General features: G+C 67.0%; 17 protein-coding genes. 5 read left to right on the top strand and 12 right to left on the bottom strand.

What is annotated here, in order from left to right:
• Window positions 1-27 precede the first annotated feature (27 nt).
• The 8 genes from ACLBWH_RS03525 to aroQ all read right to left on the bottom strand — a co-directional run bounded on the left by ACLBWH_RS03525 (window position 28) and on the right by aroQ (window position 7160).
• Entirely contained in the window at window positions 28-762 is a 735-nt protein-coding gene (locus ACLBWH_RS03525; protein ID WP_447796834.1) for a hypothetical protein, read from the bottom strand.
• A 123-nt stretch (window positions 763-885) separates the two neighbouring features.
• Window positions 886-2232 (bottom strand): glycoside hydrolase family 27 protein, encoded by a 1347-nt coding sequence (locus ACLBWH_RS03520; protein ID WP_447796832.1) that lies wholly within the window; start codon window positions 2230-2232, stop codon window positions 886-888.
• A gap of 148 nt (window positions 2233-2380) precedes the next feature.
• Window positions 2381-3793, bottom strand: a complete 1413-nt coding sequence (glnA, locus tag ACLBWH_RS03515) for a type I glutamate--ammonia ligase (RefSeq protein ID WP_322847662.1) — start codon at window positions 3791-3793, stop codon at window positions 2381-2383.
• Between the two features lie 37 nt (window positions 3794-3830).
• Window positions 3831-4169, bottom strand: coding sequence for a P-II family nitrogen regulator (locus ACLBWH_RS03510; protein WP_038660652.1), 339 nt, complete (start codon window positions 4167-4169; stop codon window positions 3831-3833).
• A 194-nt stretch (window positions 4170-4363) separates the two neighbouring features.
• Window positions 4364-4705: an arsenate reductase family protein gene (locus ACLBWH_RS03505; RefSeq protein ID WP_322847663.1), complete on the bottom strand. Its 342-nt coding sequence runs from the start codon at window positions 4703-4705 to the stop codon at window positions 4364-4366.
• Between the two features lie 148 nt (window positions 4706-4853).
• Window positions 4854-6206 (bottom strand): acetyl-CoA carboxylase biotin carboxylase subunit, encoded by a 1353-nt coding sequence (gene accC / locus ACLBWH_RS03500; protein WP_447796829.1) that lies wholly within the window; start codon window positions 6204-6206, stop codon window positions 4854-4856.
• 4 nt (window positions 6207-6210) lie between these two features.
• Entirely contained in the window at window positions 6211-6711 is a 501-nt protein-coding gene (gene accB / locus ACLBWH_RS03495; RefSeq protein ID WP_447796827.1) for an acetyl-CoA carboxylase biotin carboxyl carrier protein, read from the bottom strand.
• Window positions 6712-6725: 14 nt separating this feature from the next.
• Window positions 6726-7160, bottom strand: a complete 435-nt coding sequence (gene aroQ / locus ACLBWH_RS03490) for a type II 3-dehydroquinate dehydratase (protein WP_322847666.1) — start codon at window positions 7158-7160, stop codon at window positions 6726-6728.
• Between the two features lie 302 nt (window positions 7161-7462).
• On the opposite strand from aroQ, the gene thiS reads away from it, so the two are divergent.
• The 5 genes from thiS to ACLBWH_RS03465 all read left to right on the top strand — a co-directional run bounded on the left by thiS (window position 7463) and on the right by ACLBWH_RS03465 (window position 10254).
• Entirely contained in the window at window positions 7463-8470 is a 1008-nt protein-coding gene (gene thiS, locus ACLBWH_RS03485; protein ID WP_447796825.1) for a sulfur carrier protein ThiS, read from the top strand.
• A gap of 105 nt (window positions 8471-8575) precedes the next feature.
• A complete protein-coding gene (locus ACLBWH_RS03480) occupies window positions 8576-8758 on the top strand; it encodes a CsbD family protein (protein WP_322847668.1) in 183 nt (60 codons plus the stop codon).
• 80 nt (window positions 8759-8838) lie between these two features.
• Window positions 8839-9123: a hypothetical protein gene (locus ACLBWH_RS03475; RefSeq protein ID WP_447796823.1), complete on the top strand. Its 285-nt coding sequence runs from the start codon at window positions 8839-8841 to the stop codon at window positions 9121-9123.
• Between the two features lie 70 nt (window positions 9124-9193).
• The gene (locus ACLBWH_RS03470; protein ID WP_322847670.1) at window positions 9194-9391 is read left to right on the top strand and encodes a hypothetical protein; all 198 of its coding nucleotides are present in this window, start codon (window positions 9194-9196) and stop codon (window positions 9389-9391) included.
• A complete protein-coding gene (locus ACLBWH_RS03465; protein ID WP_447796821.1) occupies window positions 9388-10254 on the top strand; it encodes a type 1 glutamine amidotransferase in 867 nt (288 codons plus the stop codon). Before ACLBWH_RS03470 ends, ACLBWH_RS03465 begins: the two co-directional genes overlap by 4 nt.
• On the opposite strand, the gene ACLBWH_RS03460 is transcribed toward ACLBWH_RS03465, so the two are convergent.
• The 4 genes from ACLBWH_RS03460 to ACLBWH_RS03445 form a co-directional block, all read right to left on the bottom strand.
• Window positions 10251-11897: a thiamine pyrophosphate-binding protein gene (locus tag ACLBWH_RS03460; RefSeq protein WP_447796820.1), complete on the bottom strand. Its 1647-nt coding sequence runs from the start codon at window positions 11895-11897 to the stop codon at window positions 10251-10253. The two genes, ACLBWH_RS03465 and ACLBWH_RS03460, sit on opposite strands and share 4 nt — an antisense overlap.
• A gap of 64 nt (window positions 11898-11961) precedes the next feature.
• Window positions 11962-12360, bottom strand: a complete 399-nt coding sequence (locus tag ACLBWH_RS03455; protein WP_322847673.1) for a hypothetical protein — start codon at window positions 12358-12360, stop codon at window positions 11962-11964.
• A gap of 389 nt (window positions 12361-12749) precedes the next feature.
• On the bottom strand, window positions 12750-13733 hold the full coding sequence (locus ACLBWH_RS03450) for a type II secretion system F family protein (protein ID WP_322847674.1): 984 nt from the start codon (window positions 13731-13733) through the stop codon (window positions 12750-12752).
• 19 nt (window positions 13734-13752) lie between these two features.
• Window positions 13753-14724, bottom strand: coding sequence for a type II secretion system F family protein (locus ACLBWH_RS03445; protein ID WP_447796817.1), 972 nt, complete (start codon window positions 14722-14724; stop codon window positions 13753-13755).
• Between the last annotated feature and the right edge of the window lie 11 nt (window positions 14725-14735).

Raw genomic sequence — 14735 nt, 5'->3', positions numbered from 1 at the left:
GGTGACCGGCGCCCTTTTTCACGCCCATCAGCCGGCATGTTCGATACGGATGATCGCGGCACACAGCGCATCCGCGCCGCGCCGGTCGCTGCCGAAGGGTATGATCGATATATAGACCGATCCGTTGCGCTCCAGTTGATATTGGATTTCGAGGAATGCGGTCTCGATCGTCTTGGTGGTCGATCGCGAGCGGCTGCCGGTGTTGTAGGCGCCGAACAGGCCGCTGCCGAACAGGCTGCCGAAGGTGAAGCTGCCGCCGTGTTTGGTTTTGGTGATCTGCGTCGCCTCGCGTTCCACGCCGACGTTGACGATCTGATCGGATTGTAACCACAGATGGCTGTAATTGGTCGAGCGATCGACCAGAACGAGATGGCCGTTGCGCGTGATCGCCAGGGCGCCCGGCGCGCCGTTCGACCATGATTGGACCAGCGTCGTCGCTTCTGGAAGTGACTGCACCTGCGCGGACAGCGCGCTTGCCGCGGCCTTGTAGCGGACCGTCGTCATCGGGCGGACGACCAGTGCGTCGACGAGCGTGGTGATGATCCGCGCGACGAAGAACATGATGATGCCGGCGACGATCGCCAGGCCGATGCTGCCGCTCAACAGATTGAGCAATACCGGCAATCCGACAAACAACGCCAGGATCGCGCGCGGCGCCCAGATGGTGATGGCCTCCACTTGCTCGACGGTCGCACGGATGTCGTCGTTCGGCGGCGCGATGACGTCCGGTCTGAAGCTGGCCTGTTCTGCGACTGCGTCCATGATCTGCCCCCCGGTTGATATGCGGGGATCATGCGAGTCATTATCCGATAGGTCCAGCCCGGTCCTTTACCGCATTGTTTTGCACTGACCTTGCCGCTGGTCGGCTCCGCCGACTCGGCGGGTTCAGGCGGACAGCCGGTACAGACCCGCGCCGTGCGGCGGGATCGGCTGGACGAAACGGCCGCTGGCGCGGCCGAGCTGCCGGCCGGTCCACAGATCGGTTGCCATCGCCGCGCCGGTCAGCCCCAGCATCGCGAGCGGTATGCCGACCTCCATCGGCTTGGCCGTGGTGTTGAACAGCGCGACGTAGACGCCCCGACCGTCCGCCGGGCGGGCCGACCAGATGCGCGTGCCGTCGGCGACGAAGTGCGGGCGGTTGTCGCGGCTTGCCTGATTCACCGCGAGCACCGCACGATTGGTGAGCAGCGCCAGCGTCGGTGCGTCCAGATGGCGCAGGTCGCCACCCATGATCAGCGGCGAGCGGGCGATCGCCCACAGGGTCATTAGCGTGCGCTGTTCGTCGGGGGTGAATTTGGTCGTGCGCGCACCCAGCGCCAGCCGACCCAGCGGCAGCATGTCGGCGTCGGGCCAGCCGCCGCTGGTGTCGACCGCATGCCAATTCTCCAGCCGTGTGAACTGCGCCTCCAGCATCGGCCATTCGTCCCAGAAATCGTCGCTGATCCGCCACATCTGCGCGTGCCGGCGAACGTGGTCGGCGCGGGCCACCGGCGTCTCGCCGGGGGACAGGCTGAGCACGATCGACCGGCCGCTATGCTGGATCGCGGCATGCGCGGCCTCGATCTCGGGAGCGTGGGCGTCATAGGGGCGGCTCATGTCGTCCATCTTGACGAAGTCGACGCCCCAGCTCGCATAGAGTGCGAAGACGCTGTCGTAATAGGCCTGTGCGCCGGGGCGGGTCATGTCGACGCCGTACATGTCGGGGTTCCACGGGCAGATGCTCGCGGTGTCGGCGATGTCCCCTGCCCGGTACCGGGTGCCGAAGACGGGCAGGTTGCGCTCGACGGCGAGGCGGGGGATGCCGCGCATCAGGTGGATGCCAAATTTCAGGCCCATCGCGTGGACGTCGGCGGCGAGCGGCGCGAAGCCCTTGCCGGCAGCGCTCGACGGAAAGCGGTTGGGGGCGGGAAGCAGGCGGCCGTAACCGTCGAGCGTCGGTTGCGGCTTGTCGCTATAGGTATAGCTCGAGGCGCCGGGTTCGTACCATTGGATGTCGACGGTGAAGACGTCGTAGCCGAAGGGCAGAAGCTTGGCCTGCATGATCGCCGCGGTCTCGCGCGCCTGCGCCTCGTTGATCGTCGTCGCGAAGCTGTTCCAGCTGTTCCAGCCCATCGGCGGGCGCGGGGCGAGGGGGGCGGTTGCCGCCGATGCCGTACCGGCGGTGGTCGCGGCGAATGCGGCGGCGGTGCCGGCACCCAGCAGGGTGCGGCGGTCGAGAAGCGGCTGGGTCATGATCCTCTCCCAAGGAAAAAGGGCGCCCGGTCGTTGCGGGCGCCCTCCAGTTCACGACCCGGTGAAGCCGGGCCGTCAGTCCTCATTGCATGGGGCTGGCCGACAGCGCCCGCGCGCTTGCGCGCACCGGTGCGGTCGGCGCCGCACCTCAGGCGCTATAGTACATGTCGTATTCGACCGGCGACGGAGTCATTTCCCAACGGGCGACCTCGCCGCGCTTGATCTCGACATAGGCCTCGATCTGGTCCTTCGAGAAGACGTCGCCCTTGAGCAGGAAGTCGTGATCGGCTTCCAGGCTGTCGAGCGCTTCGCGCAGCGAACCGCAGACGGTCGGCACCTGGGCGAGTTCTGCCGGCGGCAGGTCGTACAGGTTCTTGTCCATCGCCTCGCCCGGATGGATCTTGTTCTGGATGCCGTCCATGCCCGCCATCATCAGCGCCGCATAAGCGAGATAGGGGTTGGCCATCGCGTCGGGGAAGCGGATCTCGACGCGCTTCGCCTTGGGGCCGGTGCCGTAGGGGATGCGGCACGATGCCGAACGGTTGCGCGCCGAATAGGCGAGCAGCACGGGCGCTTCGTAACCCGGCACAAGCCGCTTGTAGCTGTTGGTGGTCGGGTTGGTGAAGGCGTTGACCGCCTTGGCGTGACGGATGATGCCGCCGATGAAATACAGGCACATCTCCGACAGGCCGGCATAACCCTCGCCCGCAAACAGCGGCGTCTTGCCGTTCCAGATCGAGAAGTGGGTGTGCATGCCCGAACCGTTATCTTCCTTGATCGGCTTCGGCATGAAGGTCGCCGACTTGCCGTAGGCGTGCGCGACCTGATGGACGACGTATTTGTAGATCTGCATGCGATCAGCGGTGGTGGTCAGCGTGCCGAAGGTCATGCCGAGTTCGTGCTGGGCGGCGGCGACCTCGTGGTGGTGCTTGTCGCAGGGCAGGCCCATCTCGATCATCGTCGAGACCATCTCGCCGCGAATGTCGACGGCGCTGTCGACCGGCGCGACCGGGAAATAGCCGCCCTTGGCGCGCGGACGATGGCCGAGGTTGCCGCCCTCATATTCGCGCCCCGTATTGGTCGGCAGCTCGATATCGTCGATCTTGAAATAGGACGCGGCATAGTTCGTGTCGAACTGCACGTTGTCGAACATGAAGAATTCGGCTTCCGGGCCGACGTAGACGGTGTCGCCGATGCCGGTGGTCTTGAGGTAGGCCTCGGCGCGCTTCGCGGTCGAGCGCGGGTCGCGGGCATAGAGCTCGCCGGTCGACGGCTCGACGACGTCGCAGAACACGATCAGCATCGGCGTCGCCGAGAACGGATCGGTGTAGACCGCGTCGAGATCGGGCTTGAGCACCATGTCGGACTCGTTGATCGCCTTCCAGCCTTCGATCGAACTGCCGTCGAACATCAGGCCGTCGGTCAGCTCGTCCTCACCGATCAGGCCGGCGACCATGGTGAGATGCTGCCATTTGCCCTTGGGGTCGGTGAAGCGCAGATCGACCCACTCGATCTCCTCTTCCTTGATCTTGTTCAGGATGTCGTTGGCGGTGGCAGCCATGTGCTCTTCTCTTTCGTTTTGACGATAAGACGGGAAATTAGATCGCGGCCTCGTCGCGTTCGCCGGTGCGGATGCGAAGCGCGGCCTCGACGGGGATGACGAAGATCTTGCCGTCGCCGATGCGGCCGGTCTGTGCGGCGTTGGCGATCGCCTCCACCACCCGATCGGCGAGCGCGTCGTCGACGACGACCTCGAGCTTCACCTTGGGCAGGAAGTCGACGACATATTCGGCGCCGCGATAGAGTTCGGTATGGCCCTTCTGGCGGCCGAAGCCCTTCGCCTCGGTCACGGTGATGCCGCTGACGCCGATCTCGTGCAGCGCTTCCTTCACCTCATCCAGCTTGAACGGCTTGATGATGGCTTCGACCTTCTTCACCGCAATATGCCCCTTACCGGACCCCGCGCCCCTAGCGCGGATGTTGCACCAAACGTGCCAGCCGCGGCGCGTCGGGGCAATGCGGATTCGGCGTTATTTGCTGCTTGTAAAACGGGCAGATGGGGCGGGTTTGCCCGTTGCGCGGGCATTGCTGCGGGAACGTGGTTCGACAGGGCGCGAGAGACGGAATTGGATCAGAGGATCGTTCTGACCGTTTCGGGTGGCCGGGCGAGGACGACGCCTTTGTCGGTCTCGACCAGCGGGCGCTGGATGATGATCGGGTTGATCGTCATGGTTTCGAGGATCGTCGAATCGTCCGCGTCGCTCTCGGCAAGCGCCTTGGCGTCGGGTTCGGTGAGGCGCAGGCCGTCGCGCGGGCTGATGCCGGCGCGTGCGTAGAGGCGCGAGAGGTCGCCGACGGTCGGCGGATGCTTGAGATATTCGATGACGGTGACGTCGACGCCGGCCTCGGTGAGCAGCGCCAGCGTATTGCGCGAGGTGCCGCAGCGCGGGTTGTGGTAGATGGTTGCGTTCATCGTTCGCTCCTCGTTCCTCCCCGGTACGGGGAGGGGGACCGCCGGCCGCAGGCCGGTGGTGGAGGGGGGATCGCCGCCGACGCAGCGTCCGTGGAAGCCCCCCTCCGTCAGCGCTTGCGCGCTGCCACCTCCCCGTGCCGGGGAGGATTTAGTCGGGCTGTTTCGCCAGCCATTCTTCCAGCCATTTGATCGTATATTGGCCGTCCTGGAATTCGGGATCGTCGAGCAGCGCCTGATGAAGCGGGATCGTCGTCGTCGGGCCTTCGATCACGAATTCCTCGAGCGCCCGGCGCAGGCGGCGGAGCGCGCCAGCCCGCGTGGTGCCGTAGACGATCAGCTTGGCGATCATCGAATCGTAATAAGGCGGTACGCGGTAGCCGGCGTAGAGGCCGCTATCGACGCGGACGTGCATGCCGCCCGGCGCGTGGTATTGCTTCACCAGGCCCGGCGAGGGGGCGAAGGTGCGCGGGTCCTCGGCGTTGATGCGGCATTCGATCGCATGGCCGCGGAACTGGACGTCCTCCTGACGCAGCGTCAGCGGATGGCCCTCGGCGATGCGGATCTGTTCGCGGACGAGGTCGAGGCCGGTGATCATCTCGGTCACCGGATGCTCGACCTGCAGCCGGGTGTTCATCTCGATGAAGTAGAAGTCGCCGTCTTCCCACAGGAATTCGATCGTGCCGGCACCGCGATAGCCCATGTCGGCCATGGCCTTGGCGACGATGCCGCCCATCCGCTCGCGTTCTTCCGCGGTGATGACCGGGGAGGGGGCCTCTTCGAGCACCTTCTGATGGCGGCGCTGGAGCGAGCAGTCGCGTTCGCCCAGATGGATGGCGTTGCCCTCGCCGTCGCCGAACACCTGGAACTCGATATGCCGCGGGTTGCCGAGGTATTTTTCCATGTAGACGGTGGCGTCGCCGAATGCCGCCTTCGCCTCGGTGCCGGCCTGCTGCATCAGCGTTTCGAGATGCTCGGGGCCGGTGCACACCTTCATGCCGCGACCGCCGCCACCGCTCGCCGCCTTGATGATGACGGGATAGCCGATCTCCGCCGCCAACGCCTTCGCCTCGGCGACGTCGTTGATCGCCCCGTCCGAGCCGGGGACGAGCGGCAGGCCGAGCGCGCCCGCGGTGCGCTTCGCCTCGACCTTGTCGCCCATCGTGCGGATATGTTCGGGCTTGGGACCGACGAACAGCAGGTCGTGCATCTCGACGATCTCGGCGAACCGCGCGTTCTCGCTCAGGAAACCGTAGCCGGGGTGGATCGCGTCGGCGCCGCTGATCTCGGCGGCCGAGATGATGTTGGGGATGTTGAGATAGCTGTCGGTCGCCGCCGGCGGTCCGATGCAGATCGCCTCGTCGGCGAGGCGCACGTGCATCGCATCGGCGTCGGCGGTGGAATGGACCGCGACCGTCTTGATGCCCATTTCGTGGCACGCACGATGGATACGCAGCGCGATCTCGCCGCGGTTGGCGATCAGCAGCTTCTTGATCGGGCGCATGCCGTTACTCGACCACCACGAGCGGCTGGTCGAATTCGACCGGCTGGCCGTTCTCGATCAGGATCTGGCGGACAATGCCGGCGGTCGGTGCGGTAATCGGGTTCATCACCTTCATCGCCTCGACGATCAGCAGCGTGTCGCCGGCGGCGACCACGGTGCCGATGGTGATGAAAGGCTTGGCGCCGGGTTCGGCCGACAGATAGGCGGTGCCCACCATCGGCGACTTGACCGCATTGGCGGCGCTGACGGTCGGGGCCATTGCACCCGCCTCGGCAGCAAGGGGCGAGGCGGGCGCGACCGGCGCGCTCGCCATCGGCTGCGGCGCATATTGGACGGGGGCGGCGACCGCTGCGGCCTTGCGTGCGACGCGGATCTTGCGGTCGCCTTCCTCCACCTCGATCTCGGTGAGATGGGTGGCATCGAGCAATTCGGCGAGCTGGCGCACGAGGTTCACGTCAACCTGCATCGATTGGGTCTGGGTCCCGGAGTTGGTCTGGTCGGTCATGGGGGAGCCTCCTGTCAGAAGCGCGCCGCGGCTTCAAGCGCAAGGGTGTAGGAGAGCGCACCGAAACCGGCGATCGTTCCCTTCGCGGCGCGTCCGACGAAGCTGACGTGGCGGAAGTCTTCGCGGGTGTGCGGGTTGGAAAGGTGGACTTCGATGACGGGGGTTTTGATCCCCTTGATCGCGTCGTGCACGGCGATCGATGTGTGGGTGAAGGCGCCGGCGTTGAGGATCACTGCCTTGGCGCCGCGTGCCTGCGCCTCGTGCAGCCAGTCGACCAGATGCCCTTCGTGATTCGACTGGCGCATATCGATCTCCAGCCCCAATTCGCGGCCGCGATCCTCGAGCTGGCCGGCGATGTCGTCGAGCGTGTCGGCGCCGTAGATTTCGGGCTCGCGGGTGCCGAGCAGGTTGAGGTTGGGGCCGTTGAGGACGAAGATGGTGTCGGTCATGGTGCGGGCTTATCGCCGTTCGGCGGACGGTGCAAAGAAGGCGTGTTTTCACGTTAAGGCGCGAAGAAGGAAAAGGGTTGGTTCGCGCAGAGGCGCAGAGAGGGCGCGCGCGGGACGATCCCACCCCCTTCCCGCGCAGCGGCTTATCCACGGTCGCTCGGAAGAGGGAAAGCCCGCTGCCGCACGCAAGCCATCTCTGCGCCTTCGCGCCTTCGCGCCTTCGCGCCTTCGCGTGAATCAACCCTGCGAAGGTGGACACCGACGATCACGCGCCTAGATGGGGCGCCAAGGAGTTAAGCCTGATGCCCCATAGCGACGGAACGGTTTCGATCACGGTCAACGGCGCACACAAGCGCGTCAATGCGGGGCTGAGCCTCGCCGATCTCGCCACGGAATTGGGGCTGGTGCCGGAGAAGGTGGCGGTCGAACGCAATCTCGAGGTCGTGCCGCGCTCGACGCTGAAGGATGTCGAGGTCGAGGACGGCGACGATATCGAGATCGTCCATTTCGTCGGCGGCGGCGATCACCAGAAGCCGATCGCCGACGACAGCTGGACGGTGGCGGGGCGGACGTTCCGATCGCGGCTGATCGTCGGCACCGGCAAGTACAAGGACTTTGCGCAGAACGCCGCCGCGCTCGAAGCCTCGGGCGCTGAGATCGTCACCGTCGCGGTGCGGCGGGTCAACGTCAGCGATCGCAACGCGCCGATGCTGACCGATTTCATCGACCCCAAGAAGGTCACCTATCTGCCCAATACCGCGGGCTGTTTCGACGCGGAGAGCGCGATCCGCACGCTGCGGCTGGCGCGCGAGGCGGGCGGCTGGGATCTCGTCAAGCTGGAGGTGCTGGGCGAGGCGAAGACGCTGTATCCCGACATGCACGAGACGCTGCGCGCGACCGAGATCCTCGCCAACGAGGGGTTCAAGCCGATGGTCTATTGCGTCGACGATCCAATCGCGGCGAAGCGGCTGGAGAATGCCGGCGCGGTGGCAATCATGCCGCTGGGCGCGCCGATCGGGTCGGGGCTGGGCATCCAGAACCGGATCACGATCCGGCTGATCGTCGAGGGTGCGGGCGTGCCGGTGCTGGTCGACGCCGGGGTCGGCACCGCGTCCGATGCGGCGGTGGCGATGGAATTGGGCTGCGACGGCGTGCTGATGAACACCGCGATCGCCGAGGCGAAGGACCCGGTGATGATGGCGGCGGCGATGCGTGCGGCGGTGGAAGCGGGACGGCTGGCCTATCGCGCCGGGCGGATGGGGCAGCGGCGCTATGCCGACCCGTCGAGCCCGCTCGCCGGGCTGATATAAATACGGTGACGCATTTGTCACGGAACCGGTCCGGTCCGAACCCGTTGTTCTTGCTGTAGATCAAGCGGCCCGGCTGGCGGGACGCGGTCAAAGCAGGAGGTCCTCATGGGCGAGCTCACCGACAAGATCAAAGGCACCGTCAACGAAGCCATCGGCAACGCCAAGGAAGCCATCGGCAAGCACAACGACGACGCCAGCCTGACCGCAGAGGGCAAGGCCCAGCAGGCCGAAGGCAAGGGCGAGAAGTTCAAGGGCAGCGTCAAGGGCGCGCTCGGCGACAATATCTGACCTGACGGTCCGATGACCGGCGAAAGGCCGTCCCGGGGAAGCGGGGCGGCCTTTTCCTTATGCGAACGAAAGACATGCAGATGAAGAAGATGATGATCGCGCTGACCGCCGGCGCCATGGCCCTGTCGCTCGCCGGCTGCGGCGGCAAGGGCGACGACAAGCTGGGCAGCGACGTCAAGGCCGCCGCCGACAATCGCGCCGATGCGTTGGAGAGCGCCGCCGACAACCTTGAGGATCAGGCCAAGGCCGAGCGCAAAAGCGCGAGCCAGCAGGCGGATGCGATCGACGACGCCGACGTCAATGCCGCCGCGATGTCGAACGGCGAGAAGGCCGCGTTGATCAACGGCAGCGACAAGCTGCGCTGACGGCACGTGGCACGACCGGGGACTATTTCATTAACCGATGGAAACATCGGTTAATATGGCTTGTTGGGGTATGATGACCACGCCTTACAACACGCCGTCCTCGGTCAGCCATGAAAATGGCGAGATCATCGTCGATGGCCCCGATGGGGTCGCCGTCTCGCTGACGCCGGAGGCCGCGCTGATCACCGCGGGGCGGCTGGAAACCGAGGCGATCGATGCGCTGATCGAGCGCGGCAAGACCGTGACGACCAAACCGGCCGAAGCATGAGCGCACCGTTGCGGCTGCTGGTGGCCGAGAGCGAGCCGCCAGCGGCACGCGAAACGCGGCGCGAGAGCGTCGGGCGGAGTTCGGGCGGGACGTTCCTGAAGCGGCTCGGCGAACTGGTGCCCGACGCGATCTGCGAGCGCGTAAAGCCCGCGGATCACGATGCGGCGTCGCCCGCGGCCGGGATCGACGGCTATGACGGGGTGATCCTGACCGGGTCGCCGCTCCATTTATATGAAGATACGCCCGAGGCGCGGCGCGAGATCGACTTCATGCGTGCGGTCTATCGGTCGGGAACGCCGGCGTTCGGGTCGTGCGCGGGGTTGCAGGTCGCGGTCGTCGCGGCGGGCGGCGCAGTGCGGGCGATGGGCGAGCGGCGTGAGGCAGGGTTCGCGCGGCGGATCGTGCGGCAGCCGGCGGGGCAGGATCATCCGCTGCTCGCCGGGCGGCCGCCGGCCTATGACGTGCCGGCGGTGCATAGCGACGAGGTGGCGAGCTTGCCCGCGGGCGGGACGCTGCTCGCCTCCAACGGCGTCACCGCGGTGCAGGCCGCCGAGATCCGCCACGACGGCGGCATCTTCTGGGGCGTGCAATATCATCCCGAGATTTCGCTGCGCGAGGTCGCGGCGGCGTTGCGGCGGCAGGCGGACGATCTGGTCGAGCTGGGGCTGGCGCGCGATCCGCTCGACGTGGCGACGCAGGCGGCGCTGGTCGAGGCGTTGCACGAGGCGCCCGAGCGGCGCGATCTGGCGTGGCGGCTCGGCCTCGACGAACAGGTGACCGAGCCGCTCAAGCGGATGACCGAGTTGCGCAACTTCCTCGACCGGCTGGTGCTGCCGACCCGCGCGGCGCGCGGGCGGGGCTAGGCCGGTCGCGCGCCGAGCGTGGCGGCGGGGGTGATCACGTCGACGTCGGTGCGCAGGTGGAGCAGGCGGACGCCGCGCTGCGCGACCGCGCGGGCAAGGGCGGCGGCGAAATCCTCGGTACGCTCGACGCTCTCGGCCCAGCAGCCGTAAGCGCGGGCGAGCGCGGCGAAATCGGGGTTGGCGAGCATGGTGGCGGCGACGCGGCCGGGATATTCGCGCTCCTGGTGCATGCGGATCGTGCCATAGGCCTGGTTGTCGACGACCAGCACCAGCAGCTGCGCATCGTGCTGGACGGCAGTGGCGAGTTCCTGGCCGTTCATCAGGAAGCAGCCGTCGCCGGCGAGCGCGACGATCTGGCGATCGGAATAGCGCAGCGCGGCGGCGACCGCGGCGGGCAGGCCGTAGCCCATCGCCCCGGCGGTCGGCGCGAGCTGCGTGCCCGGGGCGGGATAATGCCAATAGCGATGCCACCAGCCGCTGTAATTGCCGGCGCCGTTGCAGATGATCGTGTCGGCGGGCAGTTGCTCGCGCATCGCGGCGACGCAGGGGCCGAGGTCCATCGCGACGCCGTCGCGCGGGGCGGGGGTGGACCATTGCAGCCATTCCGCATGCGCCTCGGCACCGCCGGGATGGGGCGGGCCGTCGAGGGCGACCAGCGCCTCGGCGAATTCGGCCATCCCCGCGCAGATCGCCAGATCGGCACGATAGGTCATGCCGAGTTCGTTCGCATCGGGGTGGACGTGGACGAGGCGCTGGCCGGGGTGATCGGGGGTGATGAGCGTATAGCCGTCGGTCGTCGCCTCGCCGAGCCGCGCGCCCGCGACGATCAGCAGGTCGGCATCCTTCACGCGCGCGACGAGCGCCGGATTGGGGCCATAGCCGAGGTTGCCGGCGTAGCTGGGGCAGGCGTTGGGGATCGCATCCTGCCGGCGGAAGGCGGTGGCGACGGGGACGCCGGTACGATCGGCCCAGGCGGCGAAATCCTGAGCGGCGACACCGTCCCAGCCGGCGCCGCCGACGATCGCGAGCGGCCGTTCGGCGGTGGCGAGCAGATCGGTGAGCTGTTCGAGCGGCGCCTCGTCGCAACCCTGCGGCAGGCGTTCGACGCGGGGCCGGTCGACGACCGCGGCGGTGTCGCGCAGCATGTCTTCGGGCAGTGCCAGCACCACCGGGCCGGGGCGGCCATTCATCGCCACCGCATAGGCGCGGGCGACATATTCGGGGATGCGCGCCGCATCGTCGATCCGCGCCGCCCATTTGGCGAGCGGGGCGAACATCGCGGGGAAGTCGATCTCCTGAAACGCCTCGCGGTCGCGGGTGGTGCGGTCGACGTCGCCGACGAAGAGGATCATCGGCTGCGAATCCTGCCGTGCGACATGGACGCCGATCGCGGCGTTGGTCGCGCCCGGTCCGCGCGTCACGAAGGCGATGCCGGGGCGGTGGGTGAGCGTGCCGTCGGCGCAGGCCATATAGGCCGCGCCGCCTTCCTGCCGGCAGACCACGGTCGCGATGCCGGGCGCGTCGTGGAGCGCATCGAGCACGGCGAGGAAGCTTTCCCCCGGCACCGTGAAAATCCGCTCGCAACCCTGTGCAAGCAACTGATCGACCAGAATTTGGCCGCCGGTGCGTGAGATCGTCTCCATGGCCTGATCTTGCCCGGTCACGCCGCGGAAGTCGAGCGGCGGCGCGCCGGGCCCAACGTTCGCGTCAGACGCGCGACCGGTCGCCGAAGTCGAACCAGCCGGGGCGGCTGCCGGCGGGGTAGGCGGGGCGGACAGTGCGCACCGGACGGGCACGGCCGGTGAGGCGCTCGCCGATCGTCGGCGCGGGGGCCACGGATGTCGCGGCGACGGGCGTCGTGGTGACGGGAACGGTCTCCGCTGCGCGAGCGAGACGGTCGTTTTCACGCTCCAGCTCGGCGATGCGGCGGTTGGCGTCGGCGAGCGCGGTGTCGCCCTGCTTGCGATAGCCGGCATGCGCCTCGCGCTCGTCGGCGTAGCGCGTCTTCCACTTGCGGCCGCCGCCGTGGCTCGCGAGCCCGAAGAACCAGCCGGCGACGAGGCACAATGCCAATGCGACGAACTGCGTGGTGGTGGTGAACAGCATCCGAGCCTCCCTGTTACGGGTGCATAACGAGCGCGACGGGGGTTGGTTCATCGGGGCTTGGCAGCGTCGCGCTGCGTGGAAGCGGTGTCGTTGCAGTGGAACGGGTTAGGCGCCGAACGTGGACAAGATGGACACCTGAATGGAAACGATCCGGGTTTATCGTTTCGGAAAACGTGCTGATCGATGGCGATGAGAAAGAGCGTGTGGGGGAGCGCTCTTTAGCATTTGGGGCGGGTGTAGGACAGCCGGGCGTTGGTGTTAGTCGATCGCTTTCCAGATCCATCCGCTAGGGAATAGCGTAACCTCCGAGCGGATCGACTCTCCGTCGAATTCCTCCCCCTGGCGGGGGCGGAATTGTCATCGTCCGCGAGTTCAATTTCGACAGGCCGCTAGAAGGCGTCGCTGATCGAGCAGGCGGCGGGGCCGAGGATGACGATGAACAGCGTCGGGAGGATGAAGAGGATCAGCGGGATGGTCATGATCGCGGGAAGGCGCGCGGCCTTTTCCTCGGCGCGCATCATGCGTTCGTTGCGAAATTCGGCGGACAGCACGCGCAGCGCCGAGGCGAGCGGGGTGCCGTATTTCTCGGTCTGCACCATCGTGGTGACGACGCCGCGGATCGCGTCGAGGTCGACGCGGGTGGCGAGGTTCTCGAACGCCTGGCGCCGTTCGGTGAGGAAGCCCAGTTCGATCGCGGTCAGCGTGAATTCGTCGCCAAGCTCCGGATAGGCGCGGCCGAGTTCCTTGGCGACGCGGTGGAAGGCGGCATCGACGGTCAAGCCCGCCTCGGCGCAGATCACCAGCAGGTCGAGCGCGTCGGGCAGGCCCTTGCGGATCGCATCGCTGCGCTTGGTGATCCGGTTCTTGAGATAGATGTCGGGCGCCTTGTAGGCGAGGATGAAGGTCACCGCGACGAGCGCATAGCGTTTGAACGCCGACCAGTCGGGGAAATAGTCGAGCCCGTAGACGATGACGACCATCAGCCCGCCGAACACGATCGGCAGCGCGAGCCGGCCGAAGATGACGCCGACCGCCCATTCCTTCGACCGGATGCCGGCGCGCATCAGCTTGAGCTGCGCGTCCTTAACCTGGCTGTCCTGCAGCACCTTGAGCGATGACAGCAGGCCGCGCATCCAGTCGGTGGTGTCGCTGCGCTGGACCAGCTTGGCGCGCCGCTTGGTCGAGGCGGTGATGCCGGCCTTGAGCTGTTCGCGGCGTTCGTTGAGCGCCTTGACGCGCTTGGTCATCGGATCGGTGACGGTGCGCATGACCGTATAGATGGCGAGCATCACCGCGAAGGCGGCGACCCCCGACAGGATGGTCGCGACCCAGAGCACGTCGATGCCCATCAGCGTCGGTCCGGAAGCCTGCATGTCTATTCGCCCCCGGCCATCAGATTTCGAAGCTGACCATCTTGGCCATGATGAACACGCCGATGCCCATCCACAGGAGGCCGCCGATGCCGGCGATGATGAGCCGCGGTTCGGAGAAGAAGCCCTGCATATAGCCGGCGTTGATCATCCAGATCATGCCGAAGACGATGAACGGCAGCGATCCGACGATATAGGCCGAAGCCTTGGATTCGGACGACATCGCCTTGATCTTCAACTTCATCTGGCCGCGCTGGCGCAGCACGGTGGCGAGGTTGGCGAGCGTTTCGGCGAGATTGCCGCCGGTTTCGCGCTGGATCGCGATGGTGATGACGAAGAACTGGAATTCGGGCGTGCCGAGCCGGTCGGCGGTGTCCTGCAACGCCGCGTCCATCGACATGCCGATCTTCATCTTGTCGGCGACCATTCGGAATTCCTCGCCGACCGGACCCTCCACCTCGTTGCCGACGACGCCGATCGTCTCGCTGACCGGTAGGCCCGAGCGCAGGCCGCGGACGAGCAATTCGATCGCATCGGGGAATTTGGCGGTGAAGCGGGTGACGCGGCGGCGGATGAAATAGCCGACCAGCCAGTGCGGCACGCCGGCGCCGACCGCGACACCGAACAGCAGGGCGAAGAGGAACGGCGCGCCCTTGAGCATCAGCAACCCGGCGACGACGACGATCAGTCCGGCGCTGACCATGCCGTAGCGGCCGACGCTCCAGTCCTTGCCGGTCATCGCCAGCCGATGGGCGAGCTGCGCCGGATTGGGCAGCAGCCGGCCGACCGCGAGGTCGGTGCGGGTCTGGACGCGGCCCGCGGCGATGCGCCGCATCTGCGATTCGACCACCGCGGCATCGCCGTGGCGCATCCGCATCGCGGCGACGCGGCGCGTCTGCGCACGCTGCGGCGACGGGCCGGCGAGCGCGAAGGCGACCAGCGCGATCGCCGATCCGCCGCCGAGCAGCACCATCACGAGAGGGAACAGGTCCATCGCCGCGACGC

This window comes from Sphingomonas sp. M6A6_1c, from assembly GCF_053345135.1.
The sequence above is the reverse complement of the archived record's forward strand: the minus strand, read 5'-3'. Positions and strand labels throughout refer to the sequence as shown.

Bases quoted from the DNA above. Each gene is read 5' to 3' on its own strand.
- aroQ (WP_322847666.1), bottom strand. From the start codon at position 7,160: ATGACCGACACCATCTTCGTCCTCAACGGCCCCAACCTCAACCTGCTC.
- ACLBWH_RS03465 (WP_447796821.1), top strand. From the start codon at position 9,388: ATGAGCGCACCGTTGCGGCTGCTGGTGGCCGAGAGCGAGCCGCCAGCG.
- accC (WP_447796829.1), bottom strand. From the start codon at position 6,206: ATGCGCCCGATCAAGAAGCTGCTGATCGCCAACCGCGGCGAGATCGCG.
- thiS (WP_447796825.1), top strand. From the start codon at position 7,463: ATGCCCCATAGCGACGGAACGGTTTCGATCACGGTCAACGGCGCACAC.
- ACLBWH_RS03505 (WP_322847663.1), bottom strand. From the start codon at position 4,705: ATGAACGCAACCATCTACCACAACCCGCGCTGCGGCACCTCGCGCAAT.
- ACLBWH_RS03455 (WP_322847673.1), bottom strand. From the start codon at position 12,360: ATGCTGTTCACCACCACCACGCAGTTCGTCGCATTGGCATTGTGCCTC.
- ACLBWH_RS03520 (WP_447796832.1), bottom strand. From the start codon at position 2,232: ATGACCCAGCCGCTTCTCGACCGCCGCACCCTGCTGGGTGCCGGCACC.
- accB (WP_447796827.1), bottom strand. From the start codon at position 6,711: ATGACCGACCAGACCAACTCCGGGACCCAGACCCAATCGATGCAGGTT.
- ACLBWH_RS03470 (WP_322847670.1), top strand. From the start codon at position 9,194: ATGATGACCACGCCTTACAACACGCCGTCCTCGGTCAGCCATGAAAAT.
- ACLBWH_RS03460 (WP_447796820.1), bottom strand. From the start codon at position 11,897: ATGGAGACGATCTCACGCACCGGCGGCCAAATTCTGGTCGATCAGTTG.
- ACLBWH_RS03445 (WP_447796817.1), bottom strand. From the start codon at position 14,724: ATGGACCTGTTCCCTCTCGTGATGGTGCTGCTCGGCGGCGGATCGGCG.
- glnA (WP_322847662.1), bottom strand. From the start codon at position 3,793: ATGGCTGCCACCGCCAACGACATCCTGAACAAGATCAAGGAAGAGGAG.
- ACLBWH_RS03475 (WP_447796823.1), top strand. From the start codon at position 8,839: ATGAAGAAGATGATGATCGCGCTGACCGCCGGCGCCATGGCCCTGTCG.
- ACLBWH_RS03480 (WP_322847668.1), top strand. From the start codon at position 8,576: ATGGGCGAGCTCACCGACAAGATCAAAGGCACCGTCAACGAAGCCATC.
- ACLBWH_RS03450 (WP_322847674.1), bottom strand. From the start codon at position 13,733: ATGCAGGCTTCCGGACCGACGCTGATGGGCATCGACGTGCTCTGGGTC.
- ACLBWH_RS03525 (WP_447796834.1), bottom strand. From the start codon at position 762: ATGGACGCAGTCGCAGAACAGGCCAGCTTCAGACCGGACGTCATCGCG.